This is a genomic window from Cupriavidus sp. C2SS-8b, assembly GCF_057073745.1.
Genome location: NZ_CP172717.1, coordinates 708,706 through 728,237, shown reverse-complemented (window position 1 = coordinate 728,237; position 19,532 = coordinate 708,706). Strand labels below are relative to the sequence as shown.

The following is a 19,532-nucleotide window of genomic DNA, read 5'->3' as shown; positions in this document are numbered from 1 at the left end:
TCTCCAGTCTTGTCAGGCCTGCCGCATGCGGGCAGTTGTTATGCGGTTTTCGCTCAGCCGGCACCGCCGGCAAGGTCTGTTGCGCGTGCGAGCAGGCCGGCATCCGCCTTGAGGCGGTGCTTGGCCGGCTTGTGCGTGGGGGTGTGGGGAATCTGCTCCACCTGCACCACGTAGCGAGGCAGCTTGTGCGCGGCCAGGCGGTCGCGCACCCAGTCCACCAGTTCGGCCGCACTGACTGCCTTGCCGGGGCGCCACTGCACGGCCAGCAGGATTTCTTCCTCGCCAAGTTCGGCGGGCACGCCGATCGCCGCGGCTTCCTCGACCGCCGGGTGCTCGCCGAACACGCGGTCGAGCTCGGCGCCGGAGACGTTTTCGCCCTTGCGGCGGATCACGTCCTTCTTGCGTGCGACAAAGACGTAGTAGCCGTCGGCGTCCTGGCGGACCAGATCGCCGGTGGCAAACCAGCCTTCGCGGAAGGCGCTCTCGGTCTGGGCGCTGTCGCGGTAGTAGCCCTGCATCAGCGTGGGCGTGCGGATCAGCAGTTCGCCCGCGTCGCCGGACGCAACGTCCTTGCCATCTTCGTCGACAATGCGCGCCTGCGGCGCAGCGATGCCGGGGTCGGGATGGCGCGAGATCAGGCCCATCGTGCCCAGCTTGTGCGGACCATTGAACGGGTTGGCGATCACGCCGGGAATCTCCGTCATGCCATAGCACTCGATCAGCCGCGCGACGTGGAACTCGTTGCGCATCACGCCCACCATCTCGCGCGTCTGCGGCGCGATGAACATCTTGGTGATACGGTGGCCAGGCACGAACTCATCGCGTGGCCGCCGCGCCAGGATGCTGCCGGCCGCAGCGACGAGGTTGACCTCGGTCGCGCCGCTTTCCGCCGCGAAGCGCCAGAACGACGATGCCGAAAACCTGCGCACCAGCACCAGGCAGCCGCCGCACGCCAGCGCGCCGCCGACCGAGTACATCACCGCGTTGATGTGGAACAGCGGCATCACGCACATCACGCGCTCGTTCGGCTGCAGGTGCATGCGGCCGACGAAGGCTTCGGCAGTCAGTACATAGCCGCGCTGGCCATGCATGGCGCCCTTGGGAAAGCCGGTCGTGCCCGAGGTATAGATGATCATCGCCGTGGCCCCGGCACTGGCGTCGGAACCGGTATCGGCTTCGGATTCGCCGATCAGCGCCTGCGGGTGCGCGCCGGCTTCGTTGGCACGCAGCCAGGTGCGGCCGCCAAGCTGTGACACCACGGCCTTGGCCGTGTCCAGCGTGGCCGGGGAACACACCAGCCCGCAGATCTGCGCATGCTCGAAGACGTACAGCGCCTCGTCCAGCCGGTAGTCGGGATTGGCGGGGACCAGCGTGGCGCCAAGCCGCGCCAGCGCGAACATCAGCACGACCGTGGACGGATGGTTGGCCGACAGCACGCCGACCCGGTCGCCGGCACCGACCTGCATGTCGTGCGCAAGCCATGCCGCGGTGCGCGCGATGCGGGCAGCCAGTTCGCCGTAGCTCCAGGTCTCGCCCTCGAACAGCAGGGCCGGCTTGTCCGGATGCTGCGCGACGCGCGCGGCCAGGAAATCGGTCAGCGTGAAGTCATGTGCGCGGTATTGCCGCAGCACTTCCAGGGGCGGCACTGCCTGAGCCTCGACGGCGTTCGCGAGCGGGTTCATGCCGTGCAGGCCTCCGGCCCGGTGTAGGCGATGGCGTGCTCGGCGGCATCGGCCAGCGCGAAGCCGATCGGCTGCCGCGATTCCTCCTGGAGGTGCGCGATCAGGCTGGCCACCCGGGCCAGCAGCGGCACGCCCTTGAGCGCGCCGGGCGGATAGCCCGCATCCAGGAGGACAGCGGGAATCGCGCCGGAAACATTGAGCGGCAAGGCACGGGAAAAATGTCGCGGCACCGCGTCGGCCACGGCTTCCAGCGCCGCCACGTGCGCGCCCGCCAGGCCAAGTCCGCGCGCCACCTCGAGCAGGCGATGCGCGCGCGGATCGCCTTCCTTGTGCGTCGGGTGGCCAAAGCCCGGCAAGGGCTTGCGCTCGAGGCGCACCGCCGCCACCACGGCATCGGCACTCGCCGCGAGCGTGCCTTCGCCCTGTCCGGCCAGCACGTCCTGGAGCATCCGGCCAGCCGTCTCCGAAGCGCCCAGGATGACCGAGCCGCAGCCGAGCAAGCCTGCTGCCACCGCGCCTTGCAGGGCGTCTGGTGCCGCGGCCAGCGTCATGCGTGCAGCCTGCACCGACGGCACCAGGCCGTGCTCGGCAATCGCGACCAGGCACGCATTGGTGGCCGCCACCAGGCCGCTGTCGGGCACGCGGCTCGTCAGCAGGAAGAGGAAGTATTCGGTGAAATCCATGCGGCCGATCAGTTCGCGGCTGAGATTGCGGCCGTGTACCGACACGCCATGGGCGTCCACAAAGGCGATTGCGGTCGCCGGCTGCGGTTTTTCGCTGGGAGAAGCGGACATACTTTTGTCTCCGTTTTTGCGCTACGCGCATAATTAATCGCTATACGCAAATACTAGGCGGACTCCTCGGGCTACGCAAGGAAAATATTTCCGTACCGTACGGTATTAATCGGTGCCAAAAAAAACGCCTGACTGGCAGGCGAAATGGGGAATGACCACGGAGTGCGGGCTCGCTCGCATGAGCGGGCCCGTGGAGCACTTACTCCGTGCGGTCGTACGAGAACTGGATGCCGGCGGTGCCGCCGGTCTCGATGAACAGGTTCATGAAGGCGGGCACGGTCTCCTTGCGCGACCAGTCGCGCTGCAGTTCGCAGAACAGCTGGGCCACGCTGATCATCTTGGCGCCGGCCTGCTCTACGCGCCGCAGCGCAGCCTCGTGCGCGGCCACCGAGGTGCCGCCGACCGCATCGGCCACGACATAGACTTCATAGCCTTCGGCCAGTGCGTCGAGGGCCGGGAACGTCAGGCATGCCTCAGTCCACAGCGCGGTCATGATGAGCTTCTTGCGGCCGGTCGCTTCCACCGCCGCGCGGAACTCGACGTCTTCCCACGAGTTGATGCTGGTACGGTCGTAGGTCGGATATTCCTTCAGCACCTTGGCCAGTTGGCCGATGGGCGGCTTGTTCAGGCCGGTCTTGACGTTGACCGTCGAATGCACGATCGGCAGCTTGTAGGCGACGGCCGCCTTGGCCGTGCCGACGATGTTGTTGATCAGCAGTTGCCGGTCCATCGAGGCAATCGAGTTCACCTGTACCGGCTGGTAGTCGATGATGACGAAAGCGGAATTCTGCGGCGTGAGCAAATGGTCCTTGAGAGGATCGCGGATGGGTTCGCTGGCCATGGTGGTCTCCGGAGAAAATTGGCAAATGCCCGCTATGCGGTGAGCGATGGCGCCGCTGGTCAGTCACCGACTGCAGCGAGCCTTTGCAGCATATGTGAGGACTGCACGGATGCGTGATAGCCGTTCGCAGAACCCGCCGTTCGATGCTGCCGAACGGCGCGCGACAAACTTGCCACCGGCACATTCCTTGTCTAGCCTGCCCCTACACGACCGTTCTGAAACCGGGGAACCAGCATGGACGAGAGTTTCTTTGTGCTTGTAGTGCTCTATGCGAAAGCCGGCAGGGAAGCGGAACTGCGCGAGAAACTCGCCGCCGTCGTGGAGCCTTCGCGCCGCGACGCGGGCAACCTGCGCTATGAGCTGTTTGAACAACAGGACGACCCGCGCCGCTTCGTCTTCGTCGAGCACTGGGCGAGCCCGCAGGCCCAGGAGGCCCACCATACCCAGACCGAGCACATCCGCCGCTTCCAGGAAGAAGGCGGCGATGCGGTGGAGCGCGTCGAATTGTTCTATCGGATGCAGCGGCTGGCCTAGCGGCTCAGGCCGCTGCGCCAGGCTTTGCCACGATCAGGTCGATAGCGGAGTTGACGAGGGCTTCGATCTGCGAAGCGTCCGGGCGCTGGCCGGTGGCCAGCGTGCGGTGCAGGACACCGGCAATGACCATGCTGTGGAAGTGCTGCGCGGCGACTTCGGGCGTGGCGTTCAGCTTCGTTCCCGCGGCCTGTTGCGCGGCGAGGTAGCCCGCCACGTACTGGCAGGTGGCCACCGGGCCGCGCGCGTACCAGACCTGGCCGATTTCCGGGAAACGGCGCGCTTCGGCAATGATCAGCCGCAGGAACGCCTGGTGGCTGTCCTGCAGCAATGAGTCGAGGAAGCTGTGCGCGAGCGCGCGCAGGCCCTGCGCCGTATCGCTGCGCGCCGGTTCGATCTGCTCGACCTTCTCGAGGAAGCGGTCGCACAGCGCTTCGACCACTGCCACGAACAATCCGTCCTTGCCGCCGAAATAGCTGTAGACGTTGGTCTTCGAGCCCCCGCAGGCCTTCACGATCTCGTCCACGCTGACGCCGTCATAGCCATGCGCCAGGAACAGTTCCGAGGCTGTCTCGAGGATGGCGGCACGCTTGACCTCTCCACGGCGCGTGATGCGCGCAGCGGGCTGGTCTGCGGCGGCGGACGGTCTCGGCGTGGGCGGCGTAGTTTTCACGGAATCGGTACGGACGGATGGAGTGACGGCGCAGTCTACCAAAAGCGATCTGCGCGCATGCTGGCATTCCAGTTCCCAGGGCGGATCTGCGGCTCGATAACAACAGTACTGTACCGTACGGTTTGTGCTATAGTGGGGTCGTGGCCGGCGCTGCGTCCTGCGCGGCCCGCCAACCGCACTGCTTCCCTAGCCAAAGGATCCAAGACCATGAAGACCATTTTCCTGACCACTGCCGCCCTGCTGATTGCCACGGCCACCGCGCACGCCACCACACGAAAGCCTGACCCGTTCACCGATGGCGCGCACGCCGAGGTGGCCGCCCGGCAACTCGCGGCACGTACCGCTTCACCGCGACTCACCGACGAACAGTTCCGCACACTGGCCCTGCGCAAGGTCGATCCGTATACCGATGGTGCCGTGCGCAGCGCCGATCCCTATACCGACGGTGCCGCCAGGCCGGTCGACACGTTCACCAATGGCGCCTGACGGCGTCATCCCGGCCGCGGCAGAACGCCTGTGCGCACGCTCGCGTTCCCGGATGCCGAACACCCTGTTCGCCGCGGCGCACCTTACCCGGGCCGGGCCGCGGTGCTAGTCTTCCCAGGTTGCTCTCTCCCCACTCATTAGCGCGGCCCAGCCCGCACCTTACGCCCATGCCGGGCTGACAGGAGACCACCATGGCGTCAGCGATGCCCATCCCGTCCTCCGATAACGACACCGATGCACAGGAAACCCGCGAGTGGCTGGATGCGCTCGAAGGCGTGATCGCCCAGGAAGGCCCCGAACGCGCGCATTTCCTGATCGAACAACTGATCCGGCGCGCGCATGGCGCCGGCATCTACTTGCCGTTCAGCGCCAATACCGCTTACCTGAATACGATTCCGCTGCAGACCCAGGCGCGCAGTCCGGGCGACCACCAGCTCGAGCACCGCATCCGCTCGTATATCCGCTGGAATGCCATTGCCGTTGTGCTGCGCGCGGGACGCGATACCAATGTGGGCGGCCATATCGCCAGCTTCGCCTCGGCGGCGACGCTGTATGAAGTCGGCTTCAACCACTTCTGGCACGCGCCCTCGGCCGAGCATGGCGGCGATCTCGTGTTCTTCCAGGGACATTCCGCGCCCGGCTTCTATGCGCGCGCGTTCCTGGAGGGACGGCTGAGCGAGTCGCAGATGGACCATTTCCGCCAGGAAGTGGGCGGACAAGGCATTTCCTCGTACCCGCACCCGTGGCTGATGCCGGATTTCTGGCAGTTCCCGACCGTGTCGATGGGCCTCGGCCCGATCATGGGCATCTACCAGGCCCGCTTCATGAAGTACCTGCAGGACCGTGGCTTTGGCCAGCACGACACGCGCAAGGTGTGGGTGTTCTGCGGCGACGGCGAGATGGACGAGCCCGAGTCGCGCGGCGCGCTGGGCATGGCCGGACGCGAACAGCTCGACAACCTGGTCTTCGTCATCAACTGCAACCTGCAGCGCCTGGACGGGCCGGTGCGCGGCAACGGCAAGATCATCCAGGAACTGGAATCGGAGTTCCGCGGCGCCGGCTGGAACGTGATCAAGGTGGTCTGGGGCAGCAAGTGGGACCCGCTGCTGGCACGCGACAAGCAAGGCATTCTCGCCCAGCGCATGATGGAATGCGTCGACGGCGACTACCAGACCTTCAAGTCGAAGGACGGCGCCTACGTGCGCGAGCATTTCTTCAACACGCCCGAACTCAAGGCCCTGGTGGCGGACTGGTCCGACGAGGACATCTGGCTGCTCAATCGCGGCGGCCATGATCCGCACAAGGTCTACGCGGCCTACCAGGCCGCGGCGAACCACACGGGCCAGCCCACGGTGATCCTGGCCAAGACGATCAAGGGCTACGGCATGGGCGAGGCCGGCGAGGCGCAGAACATCACGCACCAGCAAAAGCACATGCGCGTCGAGACCCTGGCGCACTTCCGCGACCGCTTCCGCCTGCCGCTCAGCGACGAGCAGCTGGCCGACCTGAGCTACCTGAAGTTCGACGAGGGCTCGCCCGAGCATGCCTACCTGCACCAGCGCCGCGAGGCGCTGGGCGGTTACCTGCCAGCACGCCGCCGCACGGGACCGGAACTGCCGGTGCCGGCGCTGTCGGCGTTCGACAGCCAGCTCAAGGCCAGCGGCGAGGGCCGCGAGTTCTCCACCGCGATGAGCTTCGTGCGCATCCTCAACGTGCTGTTGCGCGACAAGGCACTGGGCCGGCGCATCGTGCCGATCGTCTCGGACGAGTCGCGCACGTTCGGCATGGAGGGCCTGTTCCGCCAGATCGGCATCTGGTCGCAGCAGGGGCAGACCTACACGCCGCAAGACGCGTCGCAGCTGAGCTTCTACAAGGAGTCGAAGGACGGGCAGATCCTGCAGGAGGGCATCAACGAAGCGGGCGCGATGGCCGACTGGATCGCCGCCGCCACGTCGTACAGCACGCACGGCGAGCCGATGATCCCGTTCTTCATCTTCTACTCGATCTTCGGCTTCCAGCGCTTTGGCGACCTGGCGTGGGCCGCCGGCGACCAGCGTGCGCGCGGCTTCCTGCTCGGCGGCACCGCGGGACGCACCACGCTGAACGGCGAAGGCCTGCAGCATGAGGACGGTCACAGCCTGGTATGGGGCGGCACGATTCCCAACTGCGTCAGCTATGACCCGACCTTCGCCTTCGAACTCGCGGTGATCATCCAGGACGGCCTGCGCCGCATGCTGCAGGTGCAGGAGGACGTCTACTACTACATCACCGTGATGAACGAGAACTACGAACATCCGGCGATGCCAGAGGGTGCCGCGCCAGACATCCTGAAAGGCATGTACGCGTTCCGCCGCGCCCCCGACGGCACCGGCCCGCGCGTGCAGTTGCTGGGCGCGGGCACGATCTTCCGCGAGGTCATCGCCGCGGCCGCCATGCTGGAGCAGGACTGGGGCGTGCAGGCTGACCTGTGGGGCTGCCCGAGCCTCACCGAACTGGCGCGCGACGGCAATGCGGCGGTGCGCTGGAACCTGCTGCATCCGGACGAAACGCCGCGGCAGTCGCACGTGGAGCGTTGCCTGGCCGAAACGCACGGCCCGGTGATTGCCGCGACCGATTACGTGCGCATGCTGGCGGAGCAAATCCGCCCGTTCGTGCCGCGCGCCTATACCGTGCTGGGCACCGACGGCTATGGGCGCTCGGACACGCGCGAGCAGCTGCGCGATTTCTTCGAGGTGGACCGCCGCTGGATCACGCTGGCGGCCCTGAAGGCGCTGGTGGACGAAGGCACGCTGGAACGCGGCGTGCTGCGCGAGGCCATCGGCAAGTACGGGATCGATCCGGAGAAGCCCAATCCGTTGCTTGCCTGAGCGGCCGCCGGCGCCGCCGCGCGGCTCAGGCGGCGCCGCCTTGCAACAGCCTGAGCGGCCCGGCCCCGGCCCCGGCAAATTCCGGGTCTTCCCACGGCGGCCGCGCCAGCGAGGCCTGGAGATATTGCACCAGCGTGCGCAGCTTGACCGAGCCGAAGCCGCTGCGCGGATAGACGGCAAAGATGCCGTCGTCCACGGGCGGCAGCTCCGGCAGCACTTCCACCAGGCGGCCGGCACGCAGATCATCCCAGACGATGAAGCGCGGCAGCACGGCCAGGCCCTGCCCGGCCAGCGCCGCATCGCGCAGCACTTCGCCGTTATTGGCGGTGAACACGCCGCGCGGCGTGATGCTGCGCTGGCCGCCCTTTGCCGACGGATCGGCGAAAGCCCACACCTGCCCCGGCGGCGAGTTGCTGTAGGCCAGGCAGGCGTGCTGCGCGATATCGTCGAGCCCCCGCGGCAGGCCCGCGCGGTCGGCGTATGCGGGACTGCAGCACAGCACGCGCCGGCTGACAGCAAGCTGGCGCGCAATCAGCGAACTGTCGCCAAGACGCGTGATGCGGATGGCCACGTCGTAGCGCTCATAGCCCACATCGGCGAGCTTGTCGTCGAGTTCGAGAATCAGGTTCAGGCGCGGATGGTCGCGCGCAAAGGCCGCAATCAGCGGCGACAGCCAGCGCGTGCCAAAAGTCATCGGCGCCAGCACGCGTAATTCGCCGCACAGCTCGCGCGCGGCGTCGGAGACCGCCTGCGCCGCATGGTCGAGCTGGCTCAGCGCGGCGCGCGCCTGCTCGTAGAAGTAGCGGCCGCTCTCCGACGGCCGGATGCTGCGCGAGGAGCGCTGCAGCAGCGATACTCCCAGCTCGCGCTCCAGGTCGCTGATGCGCTTGCTGACCACGGACTTGGACAAACCCATGCGCCGTGCCGCGGCGCTGATGCCGCCAAGCTCGACCACATAGAGATAGGCCTGGATATCTTCGGTTCGCAATGACATCAATGTCCCCTTGCACGTCCGCCGAGGCCGCCCGCCTTGGCGGCGCCCCATGATGGTGGACCTCTGTTGCTCGATACGACAGTTCAAGCATAGTATTGGGACGAATTCGCCTCTAGATGGCAATTCCGCGCATCAGAGTCCTGTTTCATGAACGATAAGGACACGGTTTGCAAGACCTGAACGACCTCTACCTCTATGTGCAGGCCGTCGACCATGGCGGCTTCGCGCCGGCCGGCCGCGCGCTGGGCATGCCGAAATCCCGCCTGAGCCGCCGCATGGCGATGCTGGAGGAACGGCTTGGCGTGCGCCTGATCCAGCGCTCGACGCGCCGTTTTGCCGTCACGGAGATCGGCCGCATCTACTACGAGCACTGCAAGGCCATGCTGGTGCAGGCGGAGGCCGCGCAGGAAGCCATTGAAGTCACGCGTGCCGAGCCGCGCGGCACGGTCCGCGTGACTTGCCCGGTCGCGCTGCTGCAGGCCCATGTGGGAACGATGCTGGGCGAGTTCATGGCGCGGCATCCGCTGGTGGCCATCCATCTGGAGGCCACCAACCGGCGTGTCGATCCGGTGGCGGAAGCTATCGATGTCGCTATCCGCGTGCGCCCGCCACCGCTCGAAGACAGCGACCTGGTCATCCGCCCGCTGGCGGAGCGCAGCCAGTGCCTGGTGGCCAGTCCGTCGCTGGTGCGGGCATTCGGCATGCCGCAGTTTCCCGCCGCGCTTCATGACTGGCCGAGCCTGGCCGTTGGCACCCCGCAGGCGGACCACGCCTGGCGGCTGTTCGGCCCCGACGGCGAGCAGGCCAACATCCATCACCGCCCGCGCTATGTCACCGGCGACATGGTGGCCGTGCGGAATGCGGCCGTCGCGGGCGTCGGGGTCTGCCAGCTGCCGGTGATGATGGTGCGCGACCAGCTCGGCGACGGCTCGCTGGTGAAGGTCCTGCCAGGGTGGGCGCCGCGGCGCGAGATCCTGCATGCCGTCTTTGCCTCGCGGCGGGGTCTGCTGCCGGCGGTCAGAATGCTGATCGACCACCTGGCCGAGCGCTTCGGAGGGATGGAGGAAGAGTAGCCGGCGGAATCCCCCACCTCCGGGCCGCAGATCAGGCGGCCTGTGTGGCCGGCAGTCCGGCGAGATAGCTGTGGATCTGCGCGACCACGGCTGCGCCCTCGCCTACCGCCGCGGCGACACGCTTGGTCGACCCCGAACGCACGTCACCGATCGCGAATACGCCTGGCACGCTGGTCTGCAAGGGATACGGCACTGCCGACGCGCAGCCCAGCGCGCCCCCGCCCGTGCGCACGAAGCCCTTGTCGTCGGTCTCCACATTGCAGGTACGCAGCCACGACGCATTGGGATCGGCACCGATAAACAGGAACAGGTGGCGCACTGGCAGCGACACCAGCGCATCGCTTTCCGTGGGGGCGTGATAGCGCACGTCGGAAAGCCAGCCGTCCCCGTTGAGCGCACGGATTTCCGCATGGTTGTGAAGTTGTACGTTCGGCAGCCCGGCGATCCGGTCGATCAGGTAGCGCGACATGGTGGCAGCAAGCCCCTGTCCACGCACCAGCATATGCACTTGCGCCGCATGCGTCGCCAGGTACACGGCGGCCTGTCCGGCGGAGTTGCCGCCGCCCACCAGCATCACCGGCTCGTTCTTGCACAGCTTGGCCTCCACGGGCGAGGCCCAGTAGTACACGCCGCGTCCCTCGAAGCGCTCGAGCGCGGCAATCGCCGGCCGGCGGTATTGGGCGCCGGTGGCGATGACCACCGTGTGCGTCGCGATCATGCGGCCGTCGGCCAGCTCCAGCCGGATCGGGTCCGATCCGCAATGCAGGGCCTTGACCTCGAGCGGAATGGCAATGTGGGCGCCGAACTTGAGCGCCTGCACGAATGCGCGCCCGGCCAGCGCCTGGCCGGAAATGCCGGTGGGAAAGCCAAGGTAGTTCTCGATGCGCGCGCTGGCACCGGCCTGCCCGCCCGGCGAACGGCAATCGATCACGGCCACCGACAGGCCTTCGGACGCGGCATACACCGCTGTGGCCAAACCGGCCGGGCCCGCGCCCACCACGACCACGTCATAGACGTGCGCCGGGTCGAATTCGGGCAGCAGGCCGAGGCAGGAGGCCAGTTGGCCTTCGTCGGGCGCGCGCAGTACGCGGCCGTCCGGGCAGATCACGAGCGGAAAGTCCGACGCCGGCGCGTTCGCGAACTCGCTCAGGCAGGTGCAATCGCGCTCGGTGTCCATGTCGATCACCGTGTACGGATGCCCATTGCGGCGCAGGAACGCCTGCAGCGTCAGCAGCAATGGCTCCGTGCCGTGCCCGACCAGCACCGGACCGCTGCCGGACTCGATCAGCCCGACCCGGCGCAGGATCAGCGCGCGCATGATGCGCTCGCCTAGTTCGGCCTCCGCCACCAGCAGCGCGCGCAGCCGGTCGGGCGGAATGACGAAGCCCTCGGAATCGTCCAGTGCGCGGCCGTCCACCAGCGACGGACGGCCGCTCAGGGTGCCGACTTCGGCCGAGAACATGCCCGGACCGAGGTCGGTGATCAGGTTCTCGCGCCCGAGGCCGTCGCGACGGACGATCTGGATGCTGCCACGGACCACCACGTACATGCCGCGGCCGGCCTGCCCGACCGAAAACAGGTGCTCGCCGGCGTGCCAGTGCTGCATGGTGCCGAAATGGCGCATGCGAGCGACTTCCTCGGCGCTGAGCGTCGGGAACATCTGGTGCTGCCGCGATTCCAGCGTCGAATAGGGCGCGTCGAGGCCGGCTGCCGCCTCGGTGCCCTGCCCTTCAACGCCCGCCGTCAGTTCCGCTTGCGCCATGCTTGCCCCCCATCATCCATGGATTTGTCGGCCTGCGCGCACAGCCGGCGCGGCCGACCATCGCACCTCATCGATAGTAGTCCGCAGCGGCGAGGAAGCGAGCGCTGGGGCGCGAGGGAGCCGCCTCAGGGCCGCCGGGAGTTGCGCATTCCGCCAGCTTGCGCTTGAATGTCCGCCTTGCCGGCTTCGGCCCACTGCACTACGACACGGACCCTTGATGAGCGCCACGCCTGAAAATCCTTCCCGCCAGCCGATCCGGACCCTGACCCCGATCGAAGGGCGCGTACTTGGCGTCCTGCTGGAAAAGCAGCACACCGTGCCAGACACCTATCCGCTCTCGCTCAATGCGCTGACCGCGGGCTGCAACCAGAAGACGGCGCGTTCGCCGGTCATGAACGTCACGGAAGCGGAAGTGGTGGTCGCCATCGACGGCCTGAAAGGACTGAGCCTGGTTTTTGAAGGCAGCAGCAGCCGCGTGCCGCGCTTTGAACACAATATGGGCCGCGTGCTGGGCGTGCCGTCGCAATCGGCGGCGCTGCTCGCCATGCTGCTCCTGCGCGGTGCGCAGACGGCGGCGGAGCTGCGCCTGAACACGGTGCGACTGCATGCCTTCGCGGATATCTCGTCGGTCGAAGCCTTTCTTGACGAGCTGGCTGAACACGAACCGCCCTATGTCGTGAAGCTGGCGCGCGCACCGGGCGAGCGCGAGCATCGCTGGATGCACCTGCTCGGTGGCGAAATCAGCGCGGAGTCCCTGGCCCTGAGCGGGTCAGCCTCGGCCGAAGAATCGGTGGCACCGTCCGAACTCGAACGGCTGCGCGCCGAGCAGCGCGAGCTTTCCAACCGCGTCCAGCGGCTGGAAGCCCTGGTGGAGCACATGGCCAGCCAGCTGGGCATCGACCCCGACGCGCTGGCCGGCTGACCAGCGAGGGCGACGGCTTAGCCCGCCCCCTTCGTACAGGCCGATGCGACCGCAGGTCGATTTATAGTGTGGGGGAAATTCCTGTCGGTTAATTGCGCAAACGATCGCCGGCCGTGGTGTCGCCTAAGCTTTGCTCAGGACGACTTCAACCAGCCGGCGCTTACATGCGCCGGACCCATACCATGGAAAAAACCGCTTTCGTCTTTGCCGGTGGCGGCAGCCTGGGTGCGATCCAGGTCGGCATGCTGCGGGAACTGGTCGCGTCGGGCCTGACCCCCGACCTCGTGATCGGGGCCTCCGCAGGGGCCATCAACGGGGCCTATTTCGCCTGCAACCCGGGGCGCGACGGGGCAGCGCGGCTCGAACAGCTGTGGCGCACGATCCGGCGCGCGGAGATCATGCCGTGGTCCTGGCGCAGCGTACTGGGCATGCTGGGCGGCAGCCGCGGCTACCTGGTGGACGCCTACGGCTTGCGCACGCTGCTGAGCCGCAATTTTGGCGACGCGCGGCTGGAAGGCTCCGCGCTTCCACTGCACGTCGTGGCCACCGACATGCAGAGCGGCGCGGAAGTCCTGCTTTCCAGCGGCGCGATCGTGGATGCGGTGCTGGCCAGTGCGGCCATTCCCGGCGTCTTCCCGCCCGTGCAGTTCGAGGGACGCACGCTGATCGATGGCGGCGTGGCGAACAATACGCCAGTGTCGACCGCCGTGCGGCTCGGGGCCACGCGCGTGATCGTGCTGCCGGCGGGCTTTACGTGCTCCGAGCGGCGGCCGCCGCGTGGGGCGCTGGAGCATGCTTTCAATGCGCTCTCGCTGCTGGTCGCGCGCCAGCTCGTCCACGACCTGCAGCACTGGGGCAGCCACGCGCATATCTCCGTGGTGCCGCCGCTTTGCCCGCTCGATATCTCGCCCTACGATTACTCGCGCTGCGGCGAGCTGATCGACCGCGCGGCCAGCACCACTGCACTGTGGCTGTCGCATGACGGGCTCGAAAGCGAGAATGTGCCAGGGGCGCTCCATCCGCATACGCATACGCACGATGCGGACGCGCCGAACTGCAGTGCCGACATGACGCCGCCCCGGCCGCCGCAGGCATCGTCCGGCGCGGAACACCACCTATAGCGCGCCGGGCTTTCACTCCACCCTCACTCCACCTTCACGCCGCCCTTCTTCACCACCTCGCCCCAGCGCACCGACTCCTCCCTGATGAAGGCCTGGAACTGGTCAGCCTTGCCGCCGACCGGGTCGATGCCGTAGTCGATCAAGCGGGCGCGGACGTCAGGCTGGTGCAGCACGGCATCCATCTCCGCGGAAATCTTCGCCAGCACCGCGGGCGGCGTTTTGGCCGGCGCGATCAGGCCGATCCAGCTGCTGGCCGTCACGGTCGGATAACCGGCCTCGGCCATGGTCGGCACGTCCGGCGCAGCCGGCCAGCGCGTGGGGCTGGAGATGGCCAGCGCGCGCACCTTGCCGGCCTTCACCTGCGGCATCATGGTCTGCACCGAATCGAAGATGATGGCCACCTGCCCCGAGAACAGGTCGGGCAGCGCCGGCGAAATCCCCTTGTATGGCACGTGGACCATCTTCACGCCCGTAGTCTGCGCGAACAGTTCGCCGGCCAGGTGGGCACCCGAGCCATTGCCGCTCGAAGCAAAGGTCAGCTTGTCCGGATGGGCCTTGCCCCAGCTCACAAGCTCCTTCACGTTGGTGGGCGGCAGTTGCGCGCTCGACACCAGCAGCAGCGGAATGCGGCCGATCAGGCTGACGCCGGTCAGGTCCCTGACCGGGTCGTAGCTCATGCGCGGATACAGGCTCGGGTTGATCGCGTGCGCCGCCACCACGACCAGCAGCGAGTAGCCGTCCGGCGCGGACTTGGCGACGTTGTCCGAGCCGATCATGCCATTGGCGCCGGGGCGGTTTTCCACCACCACCGGCTGGCCGATGCGCTCGGCCAGTTTCTGCATCACGAGCCGCGTGACGGCGTCGGAAACGCCGCCCGGCGTGTAGGGCACGACCACGCGCACCGGATGGCTCGGCCAGTTGTCGCCTTGCGCGATGGCCGGCATCGCGCCGGCCATCAATCCTGCGAACAGGCCAAGGCCCAGCAATCTGCGGATGCGCCCGTTGGGCTTGTTGTGCGTCATGTCTCCTCCTTGTCGGATGAGCGCCTGTTGCCGGCGCGTCGGTTCTGTCAATCAGTCGCTCAAGTCCTGCACCCAGCTCTGCGGGATGGAAACCGGGAAATCCAGCAGCATCTGCGCGAAGCTCTTGCCAAGCGGGTCGGAGCGCAGGCTCGCGACACCGCCGCCGCCCAGCGCCCCATGCATCAGGAAATTCAGCGCATGCAGCCCTGGCACCTCGAACCGCTCGACCTCGCCATGCACGAGATGGGCAAAGTACGCACGCACAGCCTGCGGCGTAAGCTGTTCGCGCAACAGCGCGAGGTACTCAGGCCGGCGCGCGATCACGCCGATGTTTTCGTCATCACCCTTGTCGCCACTGCGGGCGTAGGCCAGCGCGACCAGCGGGCACGCCACGCGGGGTCCATCAGGTACCGGCGGCAGAGCAGGCATGTCGATGACCGCGGGAGCTGCCTCGTCGCCACACAGTGCGGCCTTGGCCAGGAGGATCTCGCCGCCATCGAACCCCACGCGCATCGGCACGTCCGCCTTCGGCACCAGGAAGGAAAACACTTTGACCACGGGCTGGATGTCGACCCGCCCCGAGAACGACGAGCGCGTGCCCGCCGCCATCGAGGTGCCGGCGGACGAGCACTCGCGCTGCAGGAAGGCCAGCGCCTTGGCCTGTTCATGGCGTGCGCCGATGCGCAGCACCACCTCTCTCGTGGGCAGGTCGCGCGCATGCGGCCCGTATTGCGATTCACAGCCAAGCAACTCGACGATGGTCTCGCTGTAGTCCGGCAGGCCGCGCGCGGCCAGCATGTCACGCGTGCGCCGGAGCAGCGCATCGGCCGTGCGGCGCGCCTTGGCGGGGGCATCGATGCCGCGGATCGCCATCATCAAGCTGATCTGGTAGCCGTCCTGCCAGGTGGCGTTGCCCTTGTAATGGCTGCCGGGCGCCCGGCCGCGCGCGCCCGATACGCGCACCCTGCCAGGTGCGGCCAGTTCGGTGCGCACCGCGCGGAAGTCGCAGGTCACGTCGGGCATCAGGTAGTTGGCGGGATCGCCGACCTCGTACAAGACCTGCTCCGCCACCGCGGCCGGATCGACCAGTCCGCCGGTGTCGTCCGGCTTGCTCAGCAGGAAACTGCCGTCGTGCGCGCAGTCGATCACCGGATAGCCCATGCGGTCCCAGTCCGGCACGCGCTGCCAGTCGGTGAACAAGCCGCCCGTGGCCTGCGCGCCGCACTCGATCACATGACCGGCCAGCGTCCCGGCGGCCAGGCGGTCCCAGTCGGTCCAGTCCCATTCGAACTCGTGGGCCAGCACGCCCACCACCACCGCGCTGTCCACGCAGCGTCCGGCGACGACGATGTCCGCCCCAAGCCCCAGCGCGCGCGCAATGCCCTGCGCGCCGGTGTAGACGTTGGCGGACCATGGCTCCATGGTCGGCACCGGCTGGCCGCCAAGATCCGTCAGCCCTTGCTCGCACCATTGCGCGAACTGCGCCTGCACGTCGTCCCCCGTCACCACCGCGATGCGCGGCGACAGCCCTTGCTGCGCGGCCACCTTCAGGAGCGCATCGCGGCACGCCTGGGGATTCAGGCCACCGGCATTGGCGACGACGCGGATGCCGCGGCCCAGGATCTCGCCAAGGTTCGGTGCCATGGCGGCGTTCACGAAATCCGTCGCATAGCCCAACGCAGGATCCTTGGCACGGGCGCGCGCCAGGATCGACATGGTCGTCTCGGCCAGGTAGTCGTAGACCAGGTACTGCATGCCCGGCACAGTCAGCAACTGCGGCGTGGCAATCGCGGAATCCCCCCAGAAGCCCGAGGCGCCGCCGATGCGGATGGTCTTGGCGGTATCGGTCATGCACGCTCCTTGCCGGCGTCAGCTTCCACGCGGGCCAGCAGCGCCCCCGCGCTGGCTTGTCCGCCTGCGCGTGCGGCCAGTTCAGCCACCACGCCCGCGAATGGGGCAGCAATGATGTGCTCCATCTTCATGGCTTCCAGCACCACGAGCGGCTCGCCGGCTGCCACGCGGTCGCCTTCGGCGACGTGCACGGACACGATGCGCGCCGTCAGCGGGGCCTGCAGAAGGCCGTCGGCATCGCCGCTATCGCCGATACCGCGCCGGCGGCGCGGATCATGGCGCTGGAACCTCCACGCGCGGCCGGCCTGGAACAGGTGCAGCGCAGGCTGGTCCACTGCGAACACCAGCGGATACGCGACGCCGTCGCACTCCACCAACGCGGTGCCGTCCTGCGGGTCGGCACGCAGCACGCGCACCACGCAGGTTTCGGCCGGCGCATCGCCATCACGCTCGCGCAGGCTGACATGCCAGCCGTCGCCTGCAGCGTGCAGCATCACGTTCCACGACTGGCCCGCTGCACCCAGCGCGATGCTGGACGCCGTTCGGGCCAACGCCGCCGGCTGGCTGCCACCGTCCAGCACGCCCGCGGCGACCAGCGCGGCGCTTGCCGCGACGTGCGGCGGCGGCACCGTGGCGGTCAGCGCGGCCGGCATATGCGTGTAGACAAAACCAGTGTGGACGTCGTTGCCGGCAAAGGCCGGGCTGGCCAGGCAATCAGCCAGGAAAGCCTGGTTGGACGGCACTCCCAGCAGCACGCAATCTTCCACCGCGCGCAGCAGCTTGCGCCGCGCCTCTTCGCGGTTGGCGCCGTGCGCGACCAGCTTGGCGATCATCGAGTCATAGTGCGTAGGAATGGCCCCACCCTCTTCCAGCGCGTGGTCCACGCGCACGTCGCGGCCCGTGGCAGGCGGGCGCCAGCGCATCAGCGGTCCGCCCTGTGGCAGGAAGCCGGCAGGGACGTCTTCCGCGGTGAGCCGGACCTCGATCGCATGGCCGTTCAGCCGCACGTCGTCCTGCGCGACCGGTAGCGGTTCGCCTGCGGCCACCCGCAGTTGCCACTCGACCAGGTCGAACCCCGTGATCGCTTCCGTGACAGCATGTTCGACCTGCAGGCGCGTGTTCATCTCCATGAAATAGAAGTTGGCGTCGCCATCGAGCAGGAACTCCATGGTGCCCGCGCCGACATAGCCGATCGCGCGCGCGGCGCGCACGGCGGCGTCACCCATGCGCGCACGCAGCGCGGGACCGACGGCCGGCGACGGTGCCTCTTCGATGACCTTCTGATGGCGGCGCTGCACCGAGCAGTCGCGCTCGCCAAGGTGGATCACATTGCCGTGGGTATCGGCGAACACCTGGATTTCCACGTGGCGCGGCGCGATCACGGCGCGTTCCAGGATCAGTTCGCCGGAACCGAACGCGGTCAGCGCTTCAGAGCGGGCGCTGGCCAGTGCCGCGGGCAGGCCTGCGGCATCGCGCACCAGCCGCATGCCGCGCCCGCCACCACCGGCTGCTGCCTTGACCATCAGCGGAAAGCCGATCTGGCCCGACTGCGCCAGCAGTGTGGCGTCGTCCTGCGCGGTGCCCTGGTAGCCAGGCACGCACGGCATGTCGGCGGCGAGCATCAGGCGCTTGGCCTCGGCCTTGTTGCCCATGGCGCGGATGGCCTGCGCCGGCGGACCGACGAAGACCAGCCCGGCGGCCACGACGGCCTCGGCAAACTCGGCATTCTCGGCCAGGAAGCCGTAGCCCGGATGCACGGCATCGGCGCCGCTCCTGCGCGCGGCATCGAGGATCGCCGCAATATTCAGGTACGACTCGCGCGGCGCGGCGGCGCCGATCCAGACGGCGCGGTCCGCTGCAGCCACATGCGGGCTATGCCTGTCGGCCTCGGAATAGACAGCCACCGTGGCCAGGCCGAGGCGGCGCGCGGTGCGCATGATGCGCACGGCAATCTCGCCGCGGTTGGCGACAAGCAGCGTATGGAAAGGTCGGCGGGTAGCGGACATGAAGGAATCCCGTGAATCTCTTTTGAAAGCCTCAGGCAATAGCCTGCGCGGCGCGGACGGTGTCGGCATCGAAGCGCGCCACCCAGCTCGCGTCGCGCTTCTCGCGGAAGGCCGCAACGCCTTCGGCGCCTTCGCGCCGCATGCATTGCGCGAACAGGCGCGATGCCTCGTCCAGCAGCGGCGAGACGGATGAGAGCGGCTCCTGGCCACAACGGCCCACCAGCGTCTTGAACGTGCGGTTGGCGTGCGGCCCGCACCGGCCAATGCGCGTCAGCCATTCGGCGATCAGCGCATCCAGTTCGGCACTGTCTTCAGCAAGCTGGTCGACCAGGCCGATGGCCACCGCCGATGGGCCGCTGACGCGCTCGCCGGTCAGCCCGAGCCGGCGCGTGGCCACAGCGCCCAGGCGCTGCACCACGAACGGCGCAATCTGCGCGGCGATAATGCCCAGCGTCGTCTCCGACAGCGCGAAACGTGCATCACGCGTAGCCAGAACGATGTCCGCCGCGCACGCCAAACCCATGCCGCCGCCCATGGCCGCGCCATCGACGGCGACAATCACGGGCACCTGCAGTTCCGACAGGCGCTCCATGAAGTAGCCGAACTGGCGATTGCGCGTGGCGACCGGATCTTCCTGGCTGGCATCGGCCTGCAAGCGTGCCTGGAAATTGCCGACGTTGCCGCCGGCGCTGAAGATGCCGCCGGCGCCGCGCAGCACCAGTGCACGGATTTCAGGATCGGACTCCGCCTGTTCCACGGCGGCGGCCAGCGCGGCCACGACTTCAGGCGCGAGCGCATTGCGCGTGGCGGGAATGTTCAGCGTCGCGAACAGGACGCCGCTGGCGCGGCGAACGATCACGCCGTCGTTCTGCGAGGTGTCTGGCATGGCAGTGTGTCGTTGATGAGG

The 19,532-nt window shown here is 67.8% G+C and carries 16 protein-coding genes; 6 read left to right on the top strand and 10 right to left on the bottom strand.

Features of this window, described 5'->3' with window-relative positions; genetic code table 11:
- Positions 1 to 53 precede the first annotated feature (53 nt).
- The 3 genes from ACIGJB_RS20255 to ACIGJB_RS20245 form a co-directional block, all read right to left on the bottom strand.
- A complete protein-coding gene (locus ACIGJB_RS20255) occupies positions 54 to 1,682 on the bottom strand; it encodes a class I adenylate-forming enzyme family protein (protein WP_483734081.1) in 1,629 nt (542 codons plus the stop codon).
- Entirely contained in the window at positions 1,679 to 2,476 is a 798-nt protein-coding gene (locus tag ACIGJB_RS20250; protein ID WP_483734080.1) for a citryl-CoA lyase, read from the bottom strand. The genes ACIGJB_RS20255 and ACIGJB_RS20250 overlap by 4 nt, the downstream gene beginning before the upstream one ends.
- A gap of 199 nt (positions 2,477 to 2,675) precedes the next feature.
- The gene (locus ACIGJB_RS20245) at positions 2,676 to 3,317 is read right to left on the bottom strand and encodes a hydrolase (protein ID WP_483734079.1); all 642 of its coding nucleotides are present in this window, start codon (positions 3,315 to 3,317) and stop codon (positions 2,676 to 2,678) included.
- Positions 3,318 to 3,551: 234 nt separating this feature from the next.
- Between ACIGJB_RS20245 and ACIGJB_RS20240 the strand changes: the two genes are divergently transcribed.
- The gene (locus tag ACIGJB_RS20240) at positions 3,552 to 3,851 is read left to right on the top strand and encodes a putative quinol monooxygenase (protein WP_483734078.1); all 300 of its coding nucleotides are present in this window, start codon (positions 3,552 to 3,554) and stop codon (positions 3,849 to 3,851) included.
- Between the two features lie 4 nt (positions 3,852 to 3,855).
- On the opposite strand, the gene ACIGJB_RS20235 is transcribed toward ACIGJB_RS20240, so the two are convergent.
- A complete protein-coding gene (locus ACIGJB_RS20235; RefSeq protein ID WP_483734077.1) occupies positions 3,856 to 4,521 on the bottom strand; it encodes a TetR/AcrR family transcriptional regulator in 666 nt (221 codons plus the stop codon).
- A 207-nt stretch (positions 4,522 to 4,728) separates the two neighbouring features.
- Between ACIGJB_RS20235 and ACIGJB_RS20230 the strand changes: the two genes are divergently transcribed.
- Both ACIGJB_RS20230 and aceE read left to right on the top strand, forming a co-directional pair.
- Positions 4,729 to 5,007 carry a hypothetical protein gene (locus tag ACIGJB_RS20230; protein WP_483734076.1) on the top strand — a complete coding sequence of 93 codons (279 nt, stop codon included), beginning with the start codon at positions 4,729 to 4,731 and terminating at the stop codon, positions 5,005 to 5,007.
- 191 nt (positions 5,008 to 5,198) lie between these two features.
- Positions 5,199 to 7,874, top strand: a complete 2,676-nt coding sequence (gene aceE, locus ACIGJB_RS20225; protein ID WP_483734075.1) for a pyruvate dehydrogenase (acetyl-transferring), homodimeric type — start codon at positions 5,199 to 5,201, stop codon at positions 7,872 to 7,874.
- Positions 7,875 to 7,899: 25 nt separating this feature from the next.
- On the opposite strand, the gene ACIGJB_RS20220 is transcribed toward aceE, so the two are convergent.
- Positions 7,900 to 8,868, bottom strand: a complete 969-nt coding sequence (locus ACIGJB_RS20220; RefSeq protein WP_483734074.1) for a LysR family transcriptional regulator — start codon at positions 8,866 to 8,868, stop codon at positions 7,900 to 7,902.
- A gap of 167 nt (positions 8,869 to 9,035) precedes the next feature.
- Here ACIGJB_RS20220 and ACIGJB_RS20215 point away from each other — a divergent pair, with 167 nt between their 5' ends.
- Entirely contained in the window at positions 9,036 to 9,941 is a 906-nt protein-coding gene (locus ACIGJB_RS20215) for a LysR family transcriptional regulator (protein ID WP_483734073.1), read from the top strand.
- 31 nt (positions 9,942 to 9,972) lie between these two features.
- Here ACIGJB_RS20215 and ACIGJB_RS20210 read toward each other — a convergent pair whose 3' ends face one another.
- Positions 9,973 to 11,703 carry an FAD-dependent oxidoreductase gene (locus ACIGJB_RS20210; protein ID WP_483734072.1) on the bottom strand — a complete coding sequence of 577 codons (1,731 nt, stop codon included), beginning with the start codon at positions 11,701 to 11,703 and terminating at the stop codon, positions 9,973 to 9,975.
- A gap of 217 nt (positions 11,704 to 11,920) precedes the next feature.
- On the opposite strand from ACIGJB_RS20210, the gene ACIGJB_RS20205 reads away from it, so the two are divergent.
- Both ACIGJB_RS20205 and ACIGJB_RS20200 read left to right on the top strand, forming a co-directional pair.
- On the top strand, positions 11,921 to 12,625 hold the full coding sequence (locus tag ACIGJB_RS20205) for a YceH family protein (RefSeq protein WP_483734071.1): 705 nt from the start codon (positions 11,921 to 11,923) through the stop codon (positions 12,623 to 12,625).
- A gap of 182 nt (positions 12,626 to 12,807) precedes the next feature.
- On the top strand, positions 12,808 to 13,746 hold the full coding sequence (locus ACIGJB_RS20200) for a patatin-like phospholipase family protein (RefSeq protein WP_483734070.1): 939 nt from the start codon (positions 12,808 to 12,810) through the stop codon (positions 13,744 to 13,746).
- Positions 13,747 to 13,769: 23 nt separating this feature from the next.
- Here the strand turns inward: ACIGJB_RS20200 and ACIGJB_RS20195 are convergent, their stop codons facing one another.
- From ACIGJB_RS20195 to ACIGJB_RS20180, 4 genes are read right to left on the bottom strand one after another with little or no spacing between them, the layout of a single operon-like run.
- Complete coding sequence (locus ACIGJB_RS20195; protein ID WP_483734069.1) at positions 13,770 to 14,768, bottom strand: tripartite tricarboxylate transporter substrate binding protein; 999 nt, start codon at positions 14,766 to 14,768, stop codon at positions 13,770 to 13,772.
- A 51-nt stretch (positions 14,769 to 14,819) separates the two neighbouring features.
- A complete protein-coding gene (locus ACIGJB_RS20190; RefSeq protein WP_483734068.1) occupies positions 14,820 to 16,619 on the bottom strand; it encodes an acyclic terpene utilization AtuA family protein in 1,800 nt (599 codons plus the stop codon).
- On the bottom strand, positions 16,616 to 18,625 hold the full coding sequence (locus ACIGJB_RS20185) for an acetyl/propionyl/methylcrotonyl-CoA carboxylase subunit alpha (protein WP_483734067.1): 2,010 nt from the start codon (positions 18,623 to 18,625) through the stop codon (positions 16,616 to 16,618). Before ACIGJB_RS20185 ends, ACIGJB_RS20190 begins: the two co-directional genes overlap by 4 nt.
- A gap of 31 nt (positions 18,626 to 18,656) precedes the next feature.
- On the bottom strand, positions 18,657 to 19,511 hold the full coding sequence (locus ACIGJB_RS20180) for an enoyl-CoA hydratase/isomerase family protein (RefSeq protein WP_483734066.1): 855 nt from the start codon (positions 19,509 to 19,511) through the stop codon (positions 18,657 to 18,659).
- Between the last annotated feature and the right edge of the window lie 21 nt (positions 19,512 to 19,532).

Excerpts from the sequence above, each read along its gene's own strand:
- ACIGJB_RS20255 (WP_483734081.1), bottom strand. The coding sequence starts at position 1,682 with ATGAACCCGCTCGCGAACGCCGTCGAGGCTCAGGCAGTGCCGCCCCTG.
- ACIGJB_RS20250 (WP_483734080.1), bottom strand. The coding sequence starts at position 2,476 with ATGTCCGCTTCTCCCAGCGAAAAACCGCAGCCGGCGACCGCAATCGCC.
- ACIGJB_RS20245 (WP_483734079.1), bottom strand. The coding sequence starts at position 3,317 with ATGGCCAGCGAACCCATCCGCGATCCTCTCAAGGACCATTTGCTCACG.
- ACIGJB_RS20240 (WP_483734078.1), top strand. The coding sequence starts at position 3,552 with ATGGACGAGAGTTTCTTTGTGCTTGTAGTGCTCTATGCGAAAGCCGGC.
- ACIGJB_RS20230 (WP_483734076.1), top strand. The coding sequence starts at position 4,729 with ATGAAGACCATTTTCCTGACCACTGCCGCCCTGCTGATTGCCACGGCC.
- aceE (WP_483734075.1), top strand. The coding sequence starts at position 5,199 with ATGGCGTCAGCGATGCCCATCCCGTCCTCCGATAACGACACCGATGCA.
- ACIGJB_RS20220 (WP_483734074.1), bottom strand. The coding sequence starts at position 8,868 with ATGTCATTGCGAACCGAAGATATCCAGGCCTATCTCTATGTGGTCGAG.
- ACIGJB_RS20210 (WP_483734072.1), bottom strand. The coding sequence starts at position 11,703 with ATGGCGCAAGCGGAACTGACGGCGGGCGTTGAAGGGCAGGGCACCGAG.
- ACIGJB_RS20205 (WP_483734071.1), top strand. The coding sequence starts at position 11,921 with ATGAGCGCCACGCCTGAAAATCCTTCCCGCCAGCCGATCCGGACCCTG.
- ACIGJB_RS20200 (WP_483734070.1), top strand. The coding sequence starts at position 12,808 with ATGGAAAAAACCGCTTTCGTCTTTGCCGGTGGCGGCAGCCTGGGTGCG.
- ACIGJB_RS20195 (WP_483734069.1), bottom strand. The coding sequence starts at position 14,768 with ATGACGCACAACAAGCCCAACGGGCGCATCCGCAGATTGCTGGGCCTT.
- ACIGJB_RS20190 (WP_483734068.1), bottom strand. The coding sequence starts at position 16,619 with ATGACCGATACCGCCAAGACCATCCGCATCGGCGGCGCCTCGGGCTTC.
- ACIGJB_RS20185 (WP_483734067.1), bottom strand. The coding sequence starts at position 18,625 with ATGTCCGCTACCCGCCGACCTTTCCATACGCTGCTTGTCGCCAACCGC.
- ACIGJB_RS20180 (WP_483734066.1), bottom strand. The coding sequence starts at position 19,511 with ATGCCAGACACCTCGCAGAACGACGGCGTGATCGTTCGCCGCGCCAGC.